This is a genomic window from Nocardia sp. SSK8 (genome assembly GCF_037034205.1).
In the GTDB taxonomy this organism is placed as follows: Bacteria; Actinomycetota; Actinomycetes; order Mycobacteriales; family Mycobacteriaceae; genus Nocardia.
Genome location: NZ_JBAGKD010000002.1, coordinates 191996 through 212866 on the forward strand (window position 1 = coordinate 191996; position 20871 = coordinate 212866).

At 70.2% G+C, this 20871-nt stretch carries 20 protein-coding genes and 1 riboswitch; of the genes, 12 read left to right on the plus strand and 8 right to left on the minus strand.

What is annotated here, in order from left to right; genetic code table 11:
* The first annotated feature begins 86 nt into the window (after positions 1-86).
* The 5 genes from WA675_RS04465 to WA675_RS04485 are packed head-to-tail and all read left to right on the plus strand — an operon-like array spanning position 87 to position 4393.
* The gene (locus tag WA675_RS04465; RefSeq protein ID WP_336082153.1) at positions 87-1313 is read left to right on the plus strand and encodes an alkane 1-monooxygenase; all 1227 of its coding nucleotides are present in this window, start codon (positions 87-89) and stop codon (positions 1311-1313) included.
* On the plus strand, positions 1310-1486 hold the full coding sequence (locus WA675_RS04470; RefSeq protein WP_336082827.1) for a rubredoxin: 177 nt from the start codon (positions 1310-1312) through the stop codon (positions 1484-1486). The genes WA675_RS04465 and WA675_RS04470 overlap by 4 nt, the downstream gene beginning before the upstream one ends.
* The gene (locus tag WA675_RS04475; RefSeq protein WP_336082154.1) at positions 1483-1665 is read left to right on the plus strand and encodes a rubredoxin; all 183 of its coding nucleotides are present in this window, start codon (positions 1483-1485) and stop codon (positions 1663-1665) included. Before WA675_RS04470 ends, WA675_RS04475 begins: the two co-directional genes overlap by 4 nt.
* The gene (locus tag WA675_RS04480) at positions 1662-2843 is read left to right on the plus strand and encodes an NAD(P)/FAD-dependent oxidoreductase (protein ID WP_336082155.1); all 1182 of its coding nucleotides are present in this window, start codon (positions 1662-1664) and stop codon (positions 2841-2843) included. Before WA675_RS04475 ends, WA675_RS04480 begins: the two co-directional genes overlap by 4 nt.
* A 59-nt stretch (positions 2844-2902) precedes the next feature.
* The gene (locus WA675_RS04485) at positions 2903-4393 is read left to right on the plus strand and encodes a DUF4246 domain-containing protein (protein ID WP_336082156.1); all 1491 of its coding nucleotides are present in this window, start codon (positions 2903-2905) and stop codon (positions 4391-4393) included.
* A 137-nt stretch (positions 4394-4530) separates the two neighbouring features.
* On the opposite strand, the gene WA675_RS04490 is transcribed toward WA675_RS04485, so the two are convergent.
* The 5 genes from WA675_RS04490 to WA675_RS04510 form a co-directional block, all read right to left on the minus strand.
* The gene (locus WA675_RS04490) at positions 4531-5727 is read right to left on the minus strand and encodes an alpha/beta fold hydrolase (RefSeq protein WP_336082157.1); all 1197 of its coding nucleotides are present in this window, start codon (positions 5725-5727) and stop codon (positions 4531-4533) included.
* 177 nt (positions 5728-5904) lie between these two features.
* Entirely contained in the window at positions 5905-7938 is a 2034-nt protein-coding gene (locus tag WA675_RS04495; protein WP_336082158.1) for an SDR family oxidoreductase, read from the minus strand.
* Between the two features lie 316 nt (positions 7939-8254).
* Positions 8255-9886: an ABC transporter permease gene (locus tag WA675_RS04500; protein ID WP_336082160.1), complete on the minus strand. Its 1632-nt coding sequence runs from the start codon at positions 9884-9886 to the stop codon at positions 8255-8257.
* Positions 9883-10812 (minus strand): ABC transporter ATP-binding protein, encoded by a 930-nt coding sequence (locus WA675_RS04505; protein ID WP_336082162.1) that lies wholly within the window; start codon positions 10810-10812, stop codon positions 9883-9885. The genes WA675_RS04500 and WA675_RS04505 overlap by 4 nt, the downstream gene beginning before the upstream one ends.
* 3 nt (positions 10813-10815) lie before the next feature.
* Positions 10816-11439 (minus strand): TetR/AcrR family transcriptional regulator, encoded by a 624-nt coding sequence (locus tag WA675_RS04510; protein ID WP_336082164.1) that lies wholly within the window; start codon positions 11437-11439, stop codon positions 10816-10818.
* 65 nt (positions 11440-11504) lie between these two features.
* Between WA675_RS04510 and WA675_RS04515 the strand changes: the two genes are divergently transcribed.
* A complete protein-coding gene (locus WA675_RS04515) occupies positions 11505-13436 on the plus strand; it encodes an acyl-CoA dehydrogenase family protein (RefSeq protein WP_336082165.1) in 1932 nt (643 codons plus the stop codon).
* A 3-nt stretch (positions 13437-13439) separates the two neighbouring features.
* On the opposite strand, the gene WA675_RS04520 is transcribed toward WA675_RS04515, so the two are convergent.
* The 3 genes from WA675_RS04520 to WA675_RS04530 all read right to left on the minus strand — a co-directional run bounded on the left by WA675_RS04520 (position 13440) and on the right by WA675_RS04530 (position 16453).
* Positions 13440-14039 (minus strand): phosphatase PAP2 family protein, encoded by a 600-nt coding sequence (locus WA675_RS04520; protein WP_336082166.1) that lies wholly within the window; start codon positions 14037-14039, stop codon positions 13440-13442.
* Positions 14040-14061: 22 nt separating this feature from the next.
* Positions 14062-14943 carry an NERD domain-containing protein gene (locus tag WA675_RS04525; protein WP_336082167.1) on the minus strand — a complete coding sequence of 294 codons (882 nt, stop codon included), beginning with the start codon at positions 14941-14943 and terminating at the stop codon, positions 14062-14064.
* Between the two features lie 112 nt (positions 14944-15055).
* Positions 15056-16453 carry a DUF2252 domain-containing protein gene (locus WA675_RS04530; RefSeq protein ID WP_336082168.1) on the minus strand — a complete coding sequence of 466 codons (1398 nt, stop codon included), beginning with the start codon at positions 16451-16453 and terminating at the stop codon, positions 15056-15058.
* A 124-nt stretch (positions 16454-16577) separates the two neighbouring features.
* Between WA675_RS04530 and WA675_RS04535 the strand changes: the two genes are divergently transcribed.
* The 6 genes from WA675_RS04535 to WA675_RS04560 all read left to right on the plus strand — a co-directional run bounded on the left by WA675_RS04535 (position 16578) and on the right by WA675_RS04560 (position 20533).
* Positions 16578-17213 (plus strand): CDP-alcohol phosphatidyltransferase family protein, encoded by a 636-nt coding sequence (locus tag WA675_RS04535; protein ID WP_336082169.1) that lies wholly within the window; start codon positions 16578-16580, stop codon positions 17211-17213.
* Between the two features lie 42 nt (positions 17214-17255).
* On the plus strand, positions 17256-17654 hold the full coding sequence (gcvH, locus tag WA675_RS04540) for a glycine cleavage system protein GcvH (protein ID WP_336082170.1): 399 nt from the start codon (positions 17256-17258) through the stop codon (positions 17652-17654).
* A gap of 176 nt (positions 17655-17830) precedes the next feature.
* A complete protein-coding gene (gene odhI / locus WA675_RS04545) occupies positions 17831-18316 on the plus strand; it encodes an oxoglutarate dehydrogenase inhibitor Odhl (protein WP_110041099.1) in 486 nt (161 codons plus the stop codon).
* Positions 18317-18386: 70 nt separating this feature from the next.
* Positions 18387-19172: a transcriptional regulator FtsR gene (ftsR, locus tag WA675_RS04550; RefSeq protein WP_336082172.1), complete on the plus strand. Its 786-nt coding sequence runs from the start codon at positions 18387-18389 to the stop codon at positions 19170-19172.
* Positions 19173-19328: 156 nt separating this feature from the next.
* Positions 19329-19802: a bifunctional nuclease family protein gene (locus WA675_RS04555; protein ID WP_336082174.1), complete on the plus strand. Its 474-nt coding sequence runs from the start codon at positions 19329-19331 to the stop codon at positions 19800-19802.
* Positions 19803-19975: 173 nt separating this feature from the next.
* On the plus strand, positions 19976-20533 hold the full coding sequence (locus WA675_RS04560; RefSeq protein WP_336082175.1) for a MerR family transcriptional regulator: 558 nt from the start codon (positions 19976-19978) through the stop codon (positions 20531-20533).
* 83 nt (positions 20534-20616) lie between these two features.
* Positions 20617-20716: riboswitch (glycine riboswitch) on the plus strand.
* The last annotated feature ends 155 nt before the right edge of the window (positions 20717-20871 follow it).

Genomic DNA, 20871 nt, shown 5'->3' on the forward strand with positions numbered 1-20871 from the left:
CCAATCGGAACACAACGCGCTATGTTGTAAATGAAGGCGACTCCGGGCGGGTGACTGTCCGAGTCTCGGTGATGAGGAGAATGGCAATGACGACATCTCGTATCGGTGACCACGACGCATCGGCCGCGCCACCGCACTGGCGTGATCCCAAGCGCTACCTGTGGTTGTTCGGCCTCATCGCCCCCAGTGCGACGCTGCTGGCGATCGGCTTGGTGTGGGTCTTCGGCCAGCTCGGCTGGCAGGCGGTCGCCCCCGTGTGGTGGTGGCTCGGCCCGATCCTGGTCTATGTCCTGCTGCCGATCCTGGACCGCTTCTTCGGCCCGGACGGGAAGAACCCGCCCGAGGAGGTGATGGCGCAGCTCGAGAACGACCGGTACTACCGCTACTGCACCTACGCCTACATCCCGTTGCAGCTGGTGAGCCTGGTGATCGCCTGCTATCTGTGGACCGCGACCGATCTGTCCTGGCTGGGTATCGACGGTGGCCTGGGGCTGGTCTCGAAGATCGGTCTGGCCTTCACCATCGGCGCGATGGGCGGCGTCGGGATCAACACCGCGCACGAACTCGGCCACAAGAAGGACGAGCTGGAGCGCTGGCTGTCCAAGATCACCCTGGCCCAGACCTTCTACGGGCACTTCTACATCGAGCACAACCGCGGCCACCACGTGCGCGTCGCCACGCCCGAGGACCCGGCCAGCGCCCGCTTCGGTGAGTCCTTCTGGACCTTCCTGCCGCGCAGCGTATGGGGCAGCCTGGTCTCGGCCTGGGAGCTCGAGCGCACCCGCCTGCGGCGGCTGGAGACCAGCGTGTTCTCGCTGCGCAACGACGTGCTCAACGCCTGGCTGATGTCGGTGGTGCTGTGGGGTGCGCTGGTGGCGGTATTCGGGCCTGCGATCCTGCCCTTCCTGCTGATCCAGGCGACCTACGGCTTCTCCCTGCTCGAGACCGTGAACTACCTGGAGCACTACGGGCTGCTGCGTCAGAAGACCGCCTCGGGCCGCTACGAGCGCTGCACCCCGGAGCACAGCTGGAACTCCGACCACATCGTCACCAATATCTTCCTGTACCACCTGCAGCGGCACAGCGACCATCACGCCAACCCCACCCGCCGCTACCAGACCCTGCGGCACATGGACGGCGCCCCCGAGCTGCCCAGCGGCTACGCCAGCCTGATCGGCCTGGCCTACCTGACCCCGCTGTGGCGCAAGGTGATGGATCACCGCGTGCTCGCGCACTACCAGGGCGACATCACCCGGGTGAACATCCAGCCCGCCCAGCGGGCGAAGGTCTTGGCGAAGTACGGAGCGCGCTGATGTCCTACACCTGCCCTGTCTGCGAGTACGTCTACGACGAACGGATCGGCGCGCCCCGGGAGGGTTTCGCGCCCGGCACCGCCTGGGAGTCGATTCCCGACGACTGGTGCTGTCCCGACTGCGGGGTCCGCGAGAAGGTCGATTTCGCACCGACGGAAGAGGTTTCGCGATGAACGACTACAAGCTCTACGAATGCGCCCAGTGCGGTTTCGAGTACGACGAGGCGCTGGGCTGGCCCGAGGACGGCATCGCCCCCGGCACCCGCTGGGACGACATCCCCGACGACTGGTCCTGCCCCGACTGCGGGGCGGCCAAGGCCGACTTCGACATGCGCGAGGTGAGTCGCGGATGAGCGGCCGGATCGTCATCGTGGGCACCGGTGTCGCCGGTGCCACCGCGGCCCAGACGCTGCGGCGCGAGGGCTACGCCGGGGAGATCGTGCTGCTGGGCGCCGAACCCGACCTGCCCTACCGGCGCCCGGCGGTGTCCAAGGAACTGCTCGCCGCCACCGCCTCGGTCGAGCGGGTGCTGCTGAAGCCGGTGAAGTTCTGGGCCGACAACGCGATCGAGCTGCGCCCGGCCATCCGGGTGGAGGCCGTCGACACCGACCGTGCCACCGTGCGCCTGCACACCGGTGAGGTGCTCGGTTACGACAGCCTGCTGCTGGCCACCGGCGCCCGCGCGCGCACGATCGGCGCCGATTCCCCGCGGGTGTACACCCTGCGGACGCGGGCCGATGTCGCGGGTCTGCACTCGGCCGTCGACGCGGGCGGATCGCTGCTCGTCCTCGGCGGCGGCCTGATCGGGTGCGAGGTCGCCGCCACGGCGCGCGGACTGGGCGCGCGGGTGACGCTCCTCGAGGCGGGCCCCGCCCTGCTCGACCGGGTGGTCCCGGCGCCGGTCTCGGAGATGGTGCGCGCGCTGCACCGCGAGCACGGCGTGACCGTCGAGACCGAGGTCAGGACAGCGGAACTCGCCGAAGGTGGGGAAGGTGTCATCGCCACCACCGCCGACGGCCGCGCCTTCACCGCCGCGGCGGCGCTGGTCGCCATCGGGTCGGTGCCGGATACCGCCCTGGCCGAGGCGGCGGGCATTGCGGTCGACGACGGCATTGTCGTCGACCAGCACTACCGCACCTCCGCGTCCGGCGTGTTCGCCGCCGGTGACGTGGCCAGCGCCTTCCATCCGCACCGGGACGCCTTCGAACGGGCCCAGCACTGGAACGCCGCGCAGTCGGACGGCGCCGCCGCGGCCAAGGCCATGCTCGGGCTGCCCGCGGCACCGGCCGAGATCCCGTGGGGCTGGACGGATCAGCACGGGGTGTCGATGCAGTTCGCCGGGTGGGTCCACCCGCACGACGAGCTGGTCGTCGACGGGGATCCGGCGGCGCGGGACTTCCTCGCGGTCGCCCTGCGCGCGGGCCGTCCGGTCGGGGCGGTCGCCATGGCCCGGCCGCGAGAGCTGCGGGCCGCCCGCGCGCTCATCGCGGCGGGTGACCCGTGGGCGGCCGAACTCGCCCGGGTGCGGTGAGGGAGAACGTCTTTCGGTGAAATTCGGGTTCGGTCGGAGCTGAACTATTCTCGGCACCGATGACTGAACCAGACGCTTTCCCCCTGCCCTTCTATCTCTACGACAAGTGCTCGGTCGCGCCGATCCGCACGGTACGGGAGATGCAGATGCTGCAGCTCAGCGCCCACTTGCGCACCAAGCCCCGCTGGGTCGACAAGCGGGACGATCCGCAGATCGTGGCCAGGTGGACGAGGGAAGCGGCCGAGCAGGGCCTCACCGACGCGCAGATCCGATATGTGCTGGATGAATTGGCGCATTACGCCGAGCTCCGGGACGAGCGCACCGGGATCGAGGTGTCCGGCGTCGACGGCGTGTGGCACTCGGACTCGCTGATCGACGACGAGCTGCGTATCCGCCTGGCCGCGGCGGTGCGTCCGCTGGAAGAGGTGCCCGAGGCCGAGCGCGACTGGCACCCGGGTTCCGGCGGCCAGGTGCTGGATCTGGTTCACCCCTCGCTGTACTGCTACGTGCGAGGGGTGAGCCTGCCCGCGGACGCGCCCTGGCCTGGCACCGAGCGGGGGTTGGCGCGGTCCGCGCTGTCGGAGAAATTCCAGTGGTTGCCCACCGAGGTGGAGGTCGGCGCCGACGGGGCGGTCGCGTTCGCCTCCTACATCAACAATGTCCATCCGGAGCGCCATGGCGAGCTCGCGGCGGTGCTGCCGGAGTTGTTCGCCCGGATGCGGCCGCTGTTCGAGAACGTCCTCACGGATCTGCGGCACCCCAGGCCTCCGCGCATCACGGCCGATCCCTACAACTGGTACACCGACGAGCCGGTGTACCCCGGTGCCGACGCGGACGAGGCGACCAAGACGGCCTACGACGAGGCCTGCGAGGACTGGTGGGAGAACCGCCGCCCGGAGGTGCCCGACGCCCCGGAATACCAGGCGCCCGCCCCGATCGAGGACGCGGCACGGGTGGATCTGCGCGGTCGCCGCCTGCAGGTGATCATCAAACTCGCCACCATCCAGCTCACCCCGGACAAGCCCGAATACGCCGGTGGGTCCTGGCATGTCGAGGGCATGATGAACGAACGGATCGTCTCGACCGGCATCTACTACTGGGAGGCGGACAACATCACCGACAGCGCGCTGAGTTTCCGTGCGGCCGTGGATGATCCGGAGTACGAGCAGAACGACTCCGCGGGCATGCGCGACGTCTACGGCCTCGGCGACGAAGACGAACTCAACCAGTTCCTCGGTTCGGTGCCGACCACAGCCGACCGCTGCCTGGCCTTCCCGAATATCCTCCAGCACCGCGTCGCCCCGTTCCGGCTGGCCGACCCCACCCGCCCGGGCCACCGCAAGATCCTCGCGTTCTTCCTGATCGACCCCGCGGTGACGATCACCTCCACGGCCGACATCCCGCCGCAGCAGCCGTGGGCCGAAACCACCACCATGACCCGCGCCGAGGCCGAGCAGTACCGCGAGGAGCTGATGAAGGAGCGCACGTACTTCGTCGACGAAGTCAACGAAGAGCTCTACGCCCGCGAATTCTCGCTCTGCGAACACTGATCCGCCGTGCGCGCGCCGAGGCCTACCGGCATCGGTCCGCGTCTCCGCGACCGCCGTGGCGTGCTGGATCCGGTCGAACGCGGACGGCCCGGACCCCGGGTCATCGCGCGGCGACCGGCGTGGTCGTCCGCCAGGAATCAGCGGAGCAGGTCGGTCAGGTCTCGAACGACGGGGTCCGGAAGGTAGGTCGCGCACCGGGTGATGAGTGTGCGGATGGAACGCGCGGCCTCGGGGGTGAGGGTGGCGTGGTGGAGGATGTCCAGTTCGTTGGCGACGGTCAGCAGGGCGAAGTCGTGGAGGTCGGCGCCGGTGAGGGTGGCTGTTTCGCCGGTGAAGCGGTCGGCGCAGGGGAGGGCGGCCGCGCCCAGATGAGGGTAGGTAGCGGCACGGTCGCAGGCGCCGTAGCGGTAGACGAGGGACTCGGCGGCGACACCGACGGCGGTGCGGAGGCGCAGGCGCTGGTCGGGTGGGAGCAGTGGCTGGGGGAAGCCGTCGGTGCCGTAGGTGGCGTGGGCGAGCGCGCCCAGCCGGGTCCGGAGATCGCCGCCCAGGGTGGCCACCAGGTCGTGGACGCGGTGGAGGTGGTCGAGTAGGTCGCCGCCGGGGTGGTCGAGCCGGTCGGCGCCGAGTTCGCGCAGCAGTGCCAGGATCGGCCAGGTCGCGGTGGTGGTCACGAGGATCCGGGCCAGCGCGGCGGGTTGGTCGCGCGCGACGAGATGCCCGGCCTCGGGCACGGAGACCACGGTGGCGTGCGGGGCCGCGCGCAGCAGGGCGGCGGCATCGTCGTCGGTGACCGTCGAACCGCGACCGCCCCGGATCAGCAGGATCGGCAGGTCGAGCTCGGCGACGATCCGCCGCAGGCGCGCGGCGTGGGTGAAGGTGTCCTCGACGAAGTCCCGGTACCGGTCGAGAATGCCGCCCGCGGACAGGAAGCCGCGGATGCGGTCCGCGTCGGGGGCGGGCGTGACGTCTACGAGGACCAGACCCGTCACCTTCGCCCGCGTGGCCGGATCGCCCAGTGCCGCCACGGCAGCGAGCCCACCCATGGACGCGCCGACGATTACACAGCCGGGTTCGGCGTCGACGAGTGCGGATATATCGGCCGCGCACGGGTCCAGCGCGTTCAGCACGCCGCCGCTGTCGCCGTGCTCACGCTGGTCGAAGGCCACACACCGCAACCCGGCGTCGACGAGCTGGTCGGCGACCGGTTCCCACACCTGCCGTCGTTCGCCACCGGCGTGCAACAGCAGCAGGGTCGGCCCGTCACCCCGTTCGTCGCCGCGCAGCACGGCATCGGGCCGGACGAGTTCCCGGGAAACGTTGTGCTCGCGCATGACTCACCCCTGTCGAGTAGCGCCCGGGATCGGTGCGTGACGGCACGGGCGCCTCCTCCCGACGCTACCGGCCGCGCGGCCGCCGCGGCAGTGGCGTCGGTCACGCGGGTCCGGACGCGGAAACGGCCCGGTGCCGACCGTCGACAGGTCGGGACCGGGCCGTACGTTGTGCCGGAACTACCAGTGCACGCCCGGCAGGATCCGGCTCACCCGGGCCGCGGAGCCCGGCACCACCATGAGCGGGGTGAGCACCGGCGCCAGCGCGGTGAGCGCGTTGCGCGACGGCTCGGCGGGCTCGGCCGGTGCCACCGGCTCGGCCACCACCGGAACAGCGGCCGGTTTGCCCTGCGCCGCGGTGGATTCCCCGAACAGGCGGAACCCGGTGTGCATGATCGTGCGCTTGAGCGAGGGCAGGAACATCTCGACCGCCTGGGCGAAGGTGCCCACGGGGGTGTCGATGCGGTCGGGCCGCTCGAGCAGCGCGCGCACCACGATGTCGGCCGCCCGCTCCGGCGCGGGCAGCGGCAGCGCCCGGTACAGATCGGTCGGCGCGACCATGGGCGTGCGGACCAGCGGCATCCGGATGGAGGTGAAAGTGACTCCGGCACCACGGTTCTCGACCGCGGCGATATCGCTGAAGTTGTCCAGGGCCGACTTGCTCGCGGCATAGGCGGCGAAGCGCGGGACCTTGGTCTGCACGGCGATGGAGGAGATGTTGACGATGTGGCCGAAGTGCCGCTCCCGCATCGAGGGCAGCAGCGCCAGGATCAGCCGCACCGCGCCGAAGTAGTTCACCGCCATGGTGCGCTCGAAATCGTGCATGCGATCGACCGAGTTGGCGACCGAACGCCGGATCGACCGCCCCGCGTTGTTGATCAGGTAGTCGACGTGCCCGTGCTCGGTGAGCACCTGCCGCACCAGCGTGTCCACGCCCGCGGCGTCGGTGATGTCGCACGGGTAGGCGAACGCGGTCCCGCCCTCGGCGCGCACGGCGTCCGCGGCGGCGGTGAGATCCTCGACCCCGCGCGCCACCATCAGCACGATGGCGCCCCGGCGGGCGACGGCGTGCGCGGTGGCCAGCCCGATCCCGGAGGACGCACCGGTGATCAGCACCGTGCGATCCGCCAGCGGATGCGCGTGCGGGGCGGGACGGCCGCGGTGCGGGTCGAGATTGGCGCGCCAGAAGTCCCACAGCGTGGTGGCATAGCTGCCGAAGGCGGGCACGCTGAGCCCGGGCAGCTGGGCCCGGGTCGACTCCGAGACGAACTCGGCGGTGAACCCGACATGCGGCGCGACCTCCGCCGGAATCCCGGCCTGCTCGAACAGGAAATCGCGCACCGCGTGCGCGCCGGGCACATGCCCGAGCCCGGTGAGCGCCCGGGCACTGCCCGGCACCGTGCCGATCCCGGCCGGGCCGCCCGCGGCGGTGGCCAGCGCGCGGTAGATCTCCCCGAACGGCTGCGGCTCCGGGTTCACCAGGTGGAAGGTGCGCCCGTCCAGGCCGGTGCGCCGCACCAGCCGCACCATCGCCTCGGCCACATAGTCGACCGGCACCACGTTCGTCGCGCCGAGATCGGGCAGCGGCAGCGGCAATTCGGCGGGCAGCGCCGCCAGCGCGGAGATGGCGGAGAAGAAGTAGTACGGCCCGTCGATCTTGTCCATCTCGCCGGTGCGCGAATCACCGACCACGATCGCGGGCCGGTACACCCGCCAGCGCAGGTCTTCGGCCTCGCGCACCAGCTTCTCGGCCGCGAACTTGGTGCGGTGATACGGCGAGGTGAGGTTCTGGCCGAGGTCGAAATCCTCCTCGAAGAACTTGCCCCGGTGGTCACCGGCCACCGCCACCGAGGACACGTGGTGCAGCACGGCATCGAGCTTGCGCGCCAACGCGATCACCGAGCGGGTGCCCGCCACATTGGCCGCGTGCGCGGTCGCCTCGTCGGCGGTCATGTCGTAGACCGCGCCCAGGTGCAGCACGTGATCGGCGCGCGGGGCGCCGTCGCCCAGGCCGAGGCCGGGCGCGGTGAGGTCACCGACGAGGGCGAACACCCGATCGCCGTCGGGGTGCTGTGCCGTCAGCTCGGTGAACTTGGCCAGCGATTCGGCACGCACCAGTACATGCACGATCGCGGTGGGGTCGGCCGCGAGCAGCCCCCGCACGACGCGCCGACCCAGAAATCCGGTACCGCCTGTCACGATGTAGGAAACCATCGCCCCTCCTGAAATTCGTGAAGAACGCCTGTCGCGCAACAGTGATCCGGCATGCGGCGGTGGATGCGAGAGACCAGCGGACGAGGTCCGGCTGCGCGGTGGCGGGGAAAAGAGAACCGGGCACATCGTCGTCCCGGGTACGGCTACCGTACTCGCCGGTAACCTAGCCGGGCAAGCGCGGAGCGGCCGATACCCGTGTGGGGTTTGTCACCCGTTGCCGCAGGTCAAAGGGTGTGTGTGACAGACAATTTCAGTAACTCCCGGTTTCGGGCAACATGCCGCTACCGGGTCGGCGCGACCGGTAGCGGCGTCTCGGTCAGCGCAGATCGCGGCGCCGGAAGGCGAACACGCCCACCGCGAGTCCGGCCACGGCCACGGCGAGCAGCCAGCCGATCGGGACCGCGTCGAAGGCCGCGCCGGGCAGTTTCGGCGGATGGACGAACGGCACCAGATCCAGCATCCATTGCGGCAGTCCGCCGAGCGAGCCGAGCAGGAACAGCACGATCATCGCGCTCAGCACGGCCCAGGCCAGCGCGGCGTACTTGGGCACCACGCCGAACAGCAGCATCGCCACCGCCGTGAGCACCCACACCGCGGGCAGCTGCACCGCGACCGCGCCCAGCGACTCGCCGAGCTTGCCCACGACGTCGCCCTCGGTGGCACCCCAGACCAGCCCGATCCCCAGCCCGGACACCAGCAGTGCGACCGCGGGACCCGCCACGGCGAATAGCAGGTGACTCGTCGCGTGCCGCACCCGCCCGACCGCGGCCGCCAGCACGGTCTCGGCCCGCCCGGAGTTCTCTTCCTCGTGCAGCCGCAGGACCGACGACACCGAGTACGCGGCCGCCGCCGCCGCGAGCATGGTGACGGCGTAGCCGATGAACGACTTCTCCAGATCGGCCGAGCCGCCGAGCGAGGTGACCACGTCCTGCAGCGTGCCCGAGTCGTCGAGCATGCCACCGACGCTCTGCACCGCGCCGCCGATCAGCACCCCGTAGAGGCCGAAGCCGACACTCCAGGCGAGCAGCGACCCGCGCTGCAACCGCCAGGCCAGCCCCACCGGACCGGACAGCGCGGGACCCGCGGCCGCCGGACCGGCGCGATCGGCCAGGAGTCCGGCACCGAGATCACGGGTGCGCAGCAGCTGGTAGGCGAGCGCGGTCGCCGCCGCGCCGAAGGCGGCGAGCAGGAGTAGCACCCACCACCGCTCGTCGGCGAACGGACGGATCTGCAGGCACCAGCCCAGCGGCGAGAACCACGACAGCACACCGTTGCCCGCGTCACCGACCGCGCGCACGGCGAACGCGGCCCCCAGCACCCCGAGCGCGACCCCGCGCGCGATCCGGGCCCCGGCGCTGAGCTGCGCGGCCACCGCGGCGACGGCACCCCACACGAAGCCCGACCCGGCCAGCGCCGCCCCGAAGGCGATCGAGCCCGCCACGGGTAGATCGGTGGCCAGTAGCGAAGCGGCACAGGTGATTCCGGCCACCGCGGCGGCGCCGTAGGTGAGCAGCAGCGCGCCGGTGAGACCGGCGAAACGCCCGATGCTGGTGGCGCCCACCAGTTCCGCGCGCCCGGTCTCCTCCTCGACCCGGGTGTGCCGGATGACGGTGAGCACGGCGGCGATGGCGATCATCGCGTACATCGCCCCCGCCTTCCAGGTACCGATCGAACCCAGTGCCGAGCTGAACACCGGTCCGTACATGGCGATCAGCGCGGGACTGCCCGCGGTGGTCGCGGCGAACTGGTCCAGCTGCTCCTGGGTCGAGTAGAGGTCCTTGATGGAGACGACCTGCAACGCGGGCATCAGCCCGATCAGCAGCGCCCACAGTGGGGCGATCACCCGATCGCGGCGCAGCGCCAGCCGCAGCATCTGGCCGGTGCCGGCGAATTCGCGGGTGCTGTGCGAGGTTCCGGTGAACGCGGGCCGGGCGGCGAGGGTGGTCATGCCCGCACCTTCTCCCCGGCGGCGTCCTGGTCGACGTGGTAGTGGCGCAGGAACAGGTCTTCGAGGGTGGGTGGCGCGCTGGTGAGGCTGCGCACGCCCGCGTCACCGAGGACGCGGATCAGTGTGCCCAGGTGCTCGGCCTCGACCTGGCAGCGCAGAGTGGAGCCGTCGCGTTCGACATCGTCGACGCCGGGCAGGGCGGCCACATCGCCGGGATCGCCGGTGAGCTCGGCGGTGATCGCGGTGCGGCTCAGGTGCCGCAGCTGGTCCAGCGACCCGGATTCCACGGTGCGGCCCGCGCGGATGATGGTCACCCGGTCGCACAGATGCTCGACCTCGGACAGGATGTGGCTCGACAGCAGCACCGTCGCGCCCCGGCCCGCCGCCTCCCGTACGCAGTCCTGGAAGACCTGCTCCATGAGCGGATCGAGCCCGGAGGTCGGTTCGTCGAGCACGAGCAGATCCGCGTTCGCCGAGAACGCCGAGACCAGCGCGACCTTCTGCCGGTTGCCCTTGGAGTAGGTGCGCGACTTCTTGGTGGGGTCGAGTTCGAACCGGTCGATCAGATCCGCACGGCGCTGCCGGTCGATCCCGCCGCGCATCCGGGCGAGCAGATCGATCGTCTCGCCGCCCGACAGCGACGGCCACAGCGTGACATCGCCCGGCACATAGGCGATCCGCCGGTGCAGAGCCACCGCGTCGGTCCACGGATCGCGCCCGAACAAGCGCGCGTCACCACCGCTCGCCCGCAGCACCCCGAGCAGCACCCGGATGGTGGTGGACTTGCCCGCGCCGTTGGGGCCGAGGAAGCCGTGGATCTCGCCGGGCCGGACCGTGAGATCCAGGCCGTCCAGGGCGGTGCAGCGGCCGAACTTCTTGCGCAGGTCCCGGACCTCGACGACCGGGTCGGCGGTGACTGTGGGCATCTTCTACTCCTCGGTGAGGGTGTCGAACAGTGTCGAATCGGTGAGCATGCCGTGGGTGTAGAGCTCGAGCGCGGGCATCGTCAGCTCCGCGGACAGTTCGCGGATCGCGGTGCGGTAGTCGAGTTTTCCTTCGCGCTGCAGACGCAGCTGCAACGCCAGATTCATGGCGCCGACATGGCAGAGCACGATGTAGCGGGCGCGCGCGGCCGGATCGCGGCTGGGCTTGAGCATGCCTTCGGCGACCGCCGTCTGCAGGTATTCCTCGGCGTCGCCGATCATGTGCTCGAGCAACGATTCCGCCAGCGAACCGCCCGCCTGGAAGCTGCGCAGCATGTAGGCCACCAGCGGCGCGTACAGCTCGATCTCGGCCATGGCGTCGAGCATCGCGGTCGGGCCCGCGGTGCGGATCACACGCAACTTCTCGTCGCGGATCAGCTCGAGTACCCGGTCGTCGCAGGCCGAGCGCAGGCCGTCCTTGGACCCGAAATGGTGGTTCACCAGGCCCGGTGACACCCCCGCCGCCGCGGCGATGGCCCGCACCCCGACCCCGAATCCCTGCTCGCCGAACAGGTCGATCGCGGTATCGCGGATGCGGGCTGCGGTGTTCAGATCGAGGGTTGAACGCATGTTCAATATGTTAAACGCGCGTTCAATCCCTTGGCAACCCCTCACGTCCCGCTAGGGTCGGACACATGGCTACCGGCACATCGACGACGGCAGAACATCTCCGCGCGGCACTGGACGGACCGTGGCGCGACATCAGGGAACAGGCGCGCGTGCAGCTCGCCGACGACAGCTTCACCGACGATCCGGAACTCGACATCCACGCCGCCCGGGCCCGGGTGCTCGAGCAGATGCGGGCGATCGCCACCATGGGCTACCCCGAGCGCGGCTTCCGGCCCGAGAACGGCGGCACCGGCGATCCGGGCGGCGCGGTCACCGGGCTGGAGATGCTGGCCTACACCGACTTGTCGCTGTGGGTGAAATCCGGTGTGCAGTGGGGCCTGTTCGGCGGCGCGGTGGAGAACCTGGGCACCGAACGGCACCGCGACTACATCAAGCGGCTCATCTCACTGGACCTGCTCGGCTGCTTCGCGATGACCGAGTCCGGCCACGGCAGCGACGTCGCCGACCTGGAGACCACCGCCACCTACGATCCGGCGACCCAGGAATTCGTCATCCACAGCCCCACCCCCTCGGCCCGCAAGGACTACATCGGCGGCGCGGCGGCGCACGCGCGGATGGCCGCGGTCTTCGCCCAGCTCATCACCAACGGCGAGAAGCAGGGTGTGCACTGCCTGCTGGTGCCGATCCGCGACGAGCTCGGCGCCGACCTGCCCGGTGTGACCACCTACGACGACGGGCTCAAGGGCGGTCTGCCCGGTGTCGACAACGGCCGCATCGTCTTCGACCAGGTGCGGGTGCCGCGCGAGAACCTGCTCAACCGCTACGCCGATGTCGCCCCGGACGGCACCTACAGCTCCGAGATCGAGAACCCCAGCCGCCGCTTCTTCACCACCCTGGGCACCCTGGTGCGCGGGCGGGTCAGCGTCGGTGGCGCGGCCGCCGCGGGTGCGCGGGTGGCGCTGAGCATCGCCGTGCGCTACGCGCTGGCGCGGCGCCAGTTCGCCGACCCCGACACCGGCGAGGAGACCCTGCTGCTGGACTACCGCAGCCACCAGCGCAGGCTGCTGCCGCTGGTCGCGAAGTCGTTCGCGCTGGCCTTCGCGCAGAACGACCTGGTCCGCCGGATGGATCTGATCCAGACCGGTCACGAGACCGAGCCGGGCGCCCAGCGCGCGCTGGAGAAGCGCGCGGCCGGGTTCAAGGTCGCCCAGACCCGGCACGCCACCCGGGCCATCCAGGAGGCCCGCGAAGCCTGCGGCGGCGCGGGCTATCTCACCGAGAACCGCCTGGTGACCCTCAAGGCCGACACCGATGTGTTCACCACCTTCGAGGGCGACAATGTGGTACTCACCCAGCTGGTCGCCAAGGAACTGCTCACCGCCTACTCCGACGAGGTCCGCGATCTCGACGCGCTGGGCTGGGTGAAGTTCGCCGCCACCATGGCCGGTGACGTGGTGCGCAAGCGTTCCGGGGTGCGTCAGCTCATCCAGACCCTGCGCGACCGCAGCGACGAGACCGTCGACGAGGGCGACCTGTCCAAGCGCTCGGTGCAGCTGCAGCTGTTCGCCGACCGCGAGGACTACCTGCTGCGCACCGCCGCGCACCGGCTGCGCGCCCGGGCCGCCGACACCGGCCCGTTCGAGGCGTTCAACAACGCCCAGGACCACATCCTGGCCGCCGGTGCGGCGCACATCGACCGCCTGGTGCTCGAGGAGTTCGTCGACGGCATCGCCGCGATCGAGGACGAGCAAGCCAGGGAACTGGCCGAGACCGTGTGCGATCTCTACGTCTACGCCACCCTCGAGGAGAACCTGGCCTGGTACATCATGCACCGGTTCATGTCGGTGGAGCGGGCCAAGTCGGTGCGCCGCGGCGTGAACGAACTCGTCGACCGGCTGCGTCCCGACGCGCTCACCCTGGTCGAGGCGATGGGCGTGCCGGAGACCATGCTGCGCGCCGAAATGCTGCACGACGCCAGCGTTTTCGACCGCCGGTAGGCGTCAGCGGCGGTCCCGCCGGAACCGCGGGGCCGCCGCCACCCAGCACCCACCGATCGCCAGCGCGACCGCCGCCGCGGCCCCGCCGAGCACATCGGTGGGGTGGTGGTAGCCCAGCTCGATCATGCCCGCGGCGCTGGCGGCGAGGGCGAGCAGTGTCAGCACGGCGACGGCGATCCGGGTGCGCGCGCCGGTCACCAGGCAGGCGAATGTCGTCGCGACCGCGACCAGATGGACGGTGTGCCCACTCGGATAGGCGAGATAGTCGTGTAACTGCCTGTCCCACAACGGTTTCAGCACCCAGGTGTTGACCGCCAGGGCGACCTCGGGCACGACCAGCATCGTCGCCGCCCGCCACCACTGCCCGCGCACCGCGAACCAGGCGCACGCGGCGAGCAACAGGATCAGCACCACGGGTCCGTTGCTGGGGGCGACGAGCCAGTGGGCGGCGGCGGGGGAGACCGCGTCGCGCACCGGCTCCGCGACGGCGGTGTCGAACGCGCTGGGCCCGTCGTCGGCGGGCAGCGTCAGCCCGAGCGTGACGGTCGTCGCGGCTCCCGCGCCGACGGCGGCGGCCCGGGCGGCGGTGGGGCTGGCGATCACCGCCGTGACGATAGCGGGTGGCTCAGGCCGGGCCGTAGGTGAGCACCGCGGTCACCACGAACCACAGCACCCAGGCGATGGCGATCATCATCCCGATCGCCAGGGTGATCCGCAGGAACGCCTGGCCGAAGTCGAGATCGCCGCGCACCCGCGGGTAGAGCTTCCACGGGCTGTACCAGGGCGCGACCAGACCGCCGCCGCGCGCCGCCTCCTGCTCGAGCCGGGCCTGCTCCTCGGCATAGGCCTCGGCCTGGGCCTGGGTGGGGCCGCCGTGCCACAGCGTCACGTCCACCGGGCCGAGGAAACCCTCGTTGAGCAGGTCCTGCGGGGCGGGCAGGTAGGGCAGGATGCCCAGGCCGCGGAAGGCGATGGCCACATCGTTGGCCGTCCAGAGATTGTGCTCCTTCTCGGCCAGCAGCTCGAAGTACTCCTCGAGCCGGTGCGGGTCGTCGGTGACGATCACATCGAAGCTCGGGTCGTTCCAGCCCTGGTGCACATCGATCTGCGCGCCCGGCATCGGCACGATCACGCCCAGCCCGTGCACCGCGCGCTGCCCCAGCCCGCGGGCGGCCAGATAGTCCTGCAGGGCGAAGGTGTGCTCGCGCGAACGCTCCAGCGGGGTGGACTTCTCCGCGCCCGCGAAGCGCGCGATCTCGCCGGAGACCATCCACGGGCCGTTGAGCGGGATCTCCAGCACGCCGTCCTGCGGCGCGGTGAACGTCTCGGCCTCGATCACCACGCAGCTCGTCGGCGTCCAGACCACGGCGTCGAAATGGTGCAGCCGGTCATTGTGGAACAGGCCGCAATTGATCGTGGCCACGCCGTGCGGGCTGGCCGGATCCTTCCAGGTGCGCAGCCAGTCGATCAGTGCCAGCTCGGCATCGGTGCCTGCCGCATTCTGCACGCGCACGAGCATGGAGTCCGCCCTTCTGGGTCGTTGGCGCCGCGGGCCGAGAACCGTTGGCGTACATCGTAGCTCGAATACGTCCTCCAGCCGGGAGGATGCGGGGCGGGTGTCAGCTCGGCTCGGCGGCGAGCTCGCCTGCCTCGACGGCGGCGACCAGCTCGGCGTGATCGGCCTCGGTGCGGTCGGCGTAGCGCACCGCGTAGCGGGTGATCGCCGTCTCGAAGCGGTCGTCGCCGTCACCGTCCCCGGCGAGGTACCCGGCCAGGGTGCGTGGATCGAGCGAGCGCGCGTGCGCCCGGGCGAGCAGGGCACCGGCCAGCCTGCCGTAGTCGTCGAGGTCGTCGGCGGACAGCCCGGCCGGATCGATGCTGCCCTTGAGATTGCGGAACTGGCGGACGATGAACGGCAGCGATTCGTCCAGCGCGACGGTCGTCCAGCCGAGCAGGATGTCGGTCTCGGACTGCACGGTGCGCGCGCCCGCCACGATCCGCTCGCCCTCGTGTCCGGCTGGGCGGGCGGGCAGGAACGGGGCCAGCGCCGAGGGCCTGGCCTGCTTGACCTGCAGCACCAGTGCCTCGCCGTCGTTGCCGTGCAGCAGCGCCACATAGCTGTGCAGGCCGACACTGCCCGTACCGACGATCCGGAACGCCACATCGGAGACCGCGAACCGGGCCAGCAGATTGCGCCGTGACTCCCGGATGGTGCCCGCGTAGCGCTCCAGCCCGTCGATCACGGCCTCGCGCACCGGCCCGGCGACCGCGGTGAGGATCGGCGGATCGCTGACGAAGCGGTGCTTGCGGATCCCGGTCTCGTGATCGTCGAGGTGCTCGGTCCACTTCGCCACCACCTTGGCGCTGGTGTTCTTGCGCGCCTTCTTGGCGGCCTTCTTGAAGTCGTCGAGCAGATCCTCGGCCTTGGCCGCGGTCAGGATCGATTCGTCCGGCAGCGCGCTCCAGGACTGCATGAACGGCATCTCGGCCAGCTCGGCCACGGTCTCGCGGTAGGAACGGGCGGCGTCGCGGGCCGCGCGGGCGCAGTCGTCCTCGTCGGCGCCGCTCTCCCGGCCCGCCAGCACCAGACTCGCCGCCAGGCGTTCGAGATCCCACTCCCACGGGCCGAGGATCGTCTCGTCGAAATCGTTGATATCCATCACGATCTCACCGCGCTGGGTGCCGTAGAGGCCGAAATTGGCCGCGTGCGCGTCACCGCAGATCTGCGCGGGCAGACCGCTGTCCGGACCCGCGGCCAGATCGGCGGCCATCAGCCCGGCGGCGCCGCGGAAGAAGGTGAACGGTGAGGCGGCCATCCGGCCGATCCGCAGCGGGATCAGGTGCTCGATCCGCCCCGCGTTGCTCGCCGCCACGAACTCGCGCACCGAGGGCCGGTCCGGGGCGGCGGCATCGCGATCGCGCCCGGTTACCGGGACTCGCGCGGCGGCGGTCCGGCCCCGCGCGAACGCGTCCTCGGCGGAGAGATAGGAACGCAGATCAATACCACTGTCGGACACGACGGTCCACGGTAGCGGGTCCGGCGGCGCTCGGCAGCCCCGTGACCGCGCCGGGAACCGATCGGCTGCGGTGTGTCGGCGTGGCCGGATGGCGCGATCGCGGGTTCGTGCGGTATGCAGGGGCGTGGCAACCGAATCGGGAACGCCGGGCACGCACGACACCGAAACCGGTGGCGTGTTCAGCGACCGCATCCTGACCGTGCCCAATGTGCTGAGCCTGGTGCGGCTGATCGGCATCCCCGTCTTCCTGTGGTTGATGCTGGTCCGGCACGCCGACGGGTGGGCGTTCACCCTGCTGATCGCCAGCGGGGTCACCGACTTCCTCGACGGCAAGCTCGCCCGCCTGCTCGACCAGTCCTCCCGCCTGGGCGCGCTGCTCGATCCGCTCGTGGACCGGCTATACCTGGTCACGACTTTGGTGGCGTTCGTCGCACGCGGGCTGATCCCGTGGTGGATCGCGGTGGTGCTGATCGGGCGCGACCTGGTCCTGACCGCGACACTGTCGGTGTATCGGCGCCGTGAGCTGCCCGCACCCGAGGTGATCTACCTGGGCAAGGCCGCCACCTTCGCGCTGATGTCGGCTCTGCCGTGGATCCTCACCGGGGAGATGAACTGGGCAGGGGCCGGTTTCGGCTGGGCCTTCGGCTGGGCCCTGCTCATCTGGGGTACCGCCCTGTACGTGTGGACCGGCACGCTCTACGCCGGGCTGGCCGTCGCGGTGGCGCGATCGATACCGCCTGTCCCGCACCACGGCCGCTAGTCGATACTGTTACGCGCAACGCTGACGACGAAAGGACGGCTTGTGACCTCGATCCCTGAGGATCTGCGCTACACCGACGAGCACGAATGGGTGCGGCGGACCGGTCCCACCACGGTGCGTGTGGGCATCACCGACTACGCCCAGTCACAGCTCGGTGACGTGGTGTTCGTCCAGCTGCCCGAGGTCGACAAGGACGTGACCGCGGGCGAGAGCATCGCCGAGGTCGAGTCGACCAAGAGCGTCTCGGACATCTACGCCCCGCTGGGCGGCAAAGTCGTTGCGGTGAACGAGGATCTGGTGCAGTCGCCGGAGACGCTCAACAGCGATCCGTACGTCGACGGCTGGCTGTTCGACCTCGCCTTCGATGACGAGTCGGCACTCGGTTCGGCCCTCGATGAGCTGCTGGATGCCGCGGGTTACCAAGGAGTTATCGGGGGCTGAACCAGCCTTCACAGTTCTCCCTGCACGGGTGCGCCCCGGCAGGGTACGGTCAAAGCCAAGCGGATACGTCGGGGAATCGACGCCGGGATCTTTCCTGGCGATGTGATCGCGCCGGTCGTGTCGCCGAATGAAGCACCTGCTTGCATGGATAATCAGGTTCGAGGAGGAGAGAAACGGTGAGCGAGAACAGGGACCCGGGTTACGGGGAGACCGCGGCCGAGACGACATCGGTCTTCCGCGCGGACTTCCTCAACGAGGTCGACGCGTCGCGCTCCGGAGAGCCGACCGGCGAACAGCCGGTACAGGGCGTCGAGGGCCTGCCGGTCGGTGCGGCCCTCCTGGTGGTCAAGCGTGGCCCGAATGCGGGTTCGCGTTTTCTGCTGGATCAGCCGACCACCTCGGCCGGTCGCCATCCCGACAGTGACATCTTCCTCGATGACGTCACCGTCAGCCGTCGGCACGCGGAGTTCCGTCAGGACGACGATTCCTTCCAGGTCGTCGATGTGGGCAGCCTCAACGGCACCTACGTCAACCGGGAGCCGGTGGACTCCTCGGAGCTGCAGAACGGCGACGAGGTCCAGATCGGCAAGTTCCGGCTGGTCTTCCTGACCGGTCCGCGCGCGCAGGCGAACGAGTCGGCGTCCGGCGCGGGGTCGCGATGACCCCTACGGTGCTGGTGTCCTCGATGGGCACAGTGCTGTGACAGGGGCGGCGCAGTGGGCGCGCGGAGGGATGTCGATCGGCTCCGTGCTCGACCTGCTGCGACCAGATTTTCCCGATATCACCATCTCCAAGATCCGGTTCCTCGAGTCCGAGGGGCTGATCCGGCCGGAACGGACACCGTCGGGATACCGGCGGTTCTCCGTCGCCGACTACGACCGGCTGCGTTTCGTACTGACCGCGCAACGTGATCAGTACCTGCCGTTGAAGGTGATCAAGGAGCAGTTGGAAGCGATCGACAGCGGTGCGGCGACGCTGGGCGTGCGTGAAGCGCGCGCCCGCGCGCACCACCACAGCGCCGCGGAGGCCGGGCAGTCGCTGCCCGGCCCCGCGCGCGCCGGTGACGACGGCGCCGTGCCGTCGCCACCCCGGCGATTGGGTGTCGTGCCCGGCGAGATCACTCCGGACGAGTTACGCGTCGAGGTGGGGGTCCGGCTCACCCGGGCCGATCTGCTCGCCAAGGCGGGCATCGACGACACCTTCCTCGACGATCTGCTGCGCGCCGGGCTCATCGTCCCCGGCGCGGGCGGCTTCTTCGAATCCGACGCGGTGACGCTGGCCCTGGCCGCCAAGTCGATGGCCGAGTTCGGGCTCGAGGCCCGGCACCTGCGCGCGTTCAAGCTCGCGGCCGACCGGGAGGCGGCGTTGGTGGCCCAGATCGCCGCGCCGATCGCCAAGAGCCGGGACGCCGACGCGCGCGCCCGCGCCGAGGAGACCGTCCGCGAACTGGCGGCGCTGTCGCTGAACCTGCACGCCGCGCTGGTCAAAGCCGCGGTGCGGACGGCACTGGGCAACTGACCACACCGCCCCGGGGAACCGGTATCACCCCGGCAACACGCCGATTTCGGCCCGGACGTCGCCGTTGCCCGCCCAGGAATTCGCCTAGACTCGTGGTACGGCGAGCTGGGCAGCGGTCGTGCCGGCCGGCGGCGAGTATGGGAGGCAGGACAACTCATGAGCGAGATGCGCGTCATCGGCATCCGTGTCGAGCAGCCACAGAACCAGCCCGTGCTGCTGCTGCGGGAGGCGTCGGGGGAGCGCTACCTCCCCATCTGGATCGGGCAGGCCGAGGCCACCGCGATCGTGCTGGAGCAGGAGGGGGTCACCCCGATCCGGCCACTCACCCACGATCTGATCAAGATCCTGATCACCGAGCTCGGGCACACCCTCAAGGAAGTGCGGATCGTAGATCTGCAGGAGGGCACCTTCTACGCCGACCTGGTCTTCGAGGGCGACCTGCGGGTCTCCGCGCGGCCCTCGGACTCGGTCGCCATCGCCCTGCGGGTCGGCTGCCCGATCTTCGCCGAGGAGCCGGTGCTGGCCGAGGCCGGGCTGGTCATGCCGGACGAGCGCGAGGACGAGGTGGAGAAGTTCAAGGAGTTCCTCGAATCGGTGTCCCCGGACGATTTCAAGGCCACCGACAGCTGAGCTGACCTGGGCGATCTTCTACACCTTAAGTAGAGGTCTAGGGAATCGCCGCGCGCGGTGCTTGGTGCGACGACTGTGCAGGTCCGACAATGTCAGGAGTAACCTCGAAAGTCGGGCAACATCGGTCGTGTCTGGCGCGACTTCGGATCGTCGGCAAAGGCAAGGAGCGGTCAGTGGAAGAGCAAACGCAGGATGTCGTGCAGCCTGGCTTGTTCCCGGACGACTCGGTGCCGGACGATCTGGTCGGCTACCGGGTACCGAGCGCGTGTCAGGTCGCGGGGATCACTTATCGCCAGCTCGACTACTGGGCCAGGACCGGTCTGGTGGTCCCGTCCATCCGGGGCGCGGCGGGTTCGGGCAGTCAGCGGCTGTACTCGTTCAAGGACATCCTGGTCCTCAAGATCGTCAAGCGGCTGCTGGACGCGGGCATCTCTTTACAGAACATCCGCATCGCCGTCGACCACCTACGCAGCCGCGGCGTGGGCGACCTGGCCGGGATCACCCTGTTCTCCGACGGCACCTCGGTCTACGAGTGCACCTCGCCCGAGGAGGTCGTCGATTTACTGCAGGGTGGGCAGGGCGTCTTCGGGATCGCGGTCAGCGGCGCCATGCGGGAACTGACCGGCGCGATCGCGGACTTCCCCGCCGAGCGGGCCACCGCGGTCACCGACCGCCCCGAGGACGAGCTGTCCTTCCGGCGCAAGGCACGGGAGAGCCGCAAAACCGGCTAGGCGCGCCGTCGGCCGCTGCGTGACGAGCGCTACACCGCGGGTGGCGGGGTGGGCTCCGGCATGCGATTAGACTGGGTGGGCGTCGCCGCCGTGCGGGAGAGTCCCGGGATCTTCGGAAACCGGGCGCCGAAGGAGCAGCACCTCCCCGTCAATCTCTCAGGCAACAGGGACCGCCCGGTGATTCGACGCCTCTGGAAAGCGGTGGCATCCGGCTGCCCGCCCACGGGGAAAGGGGCACGGCTTCGCGGCCGCGTCACCGAATCTCTCAGGCGCACAGACAGAGGGGGAGGGCTGGTACCCGTCGACCCCGTGGTCGACCCGCCCGACCTGGAGCTGCC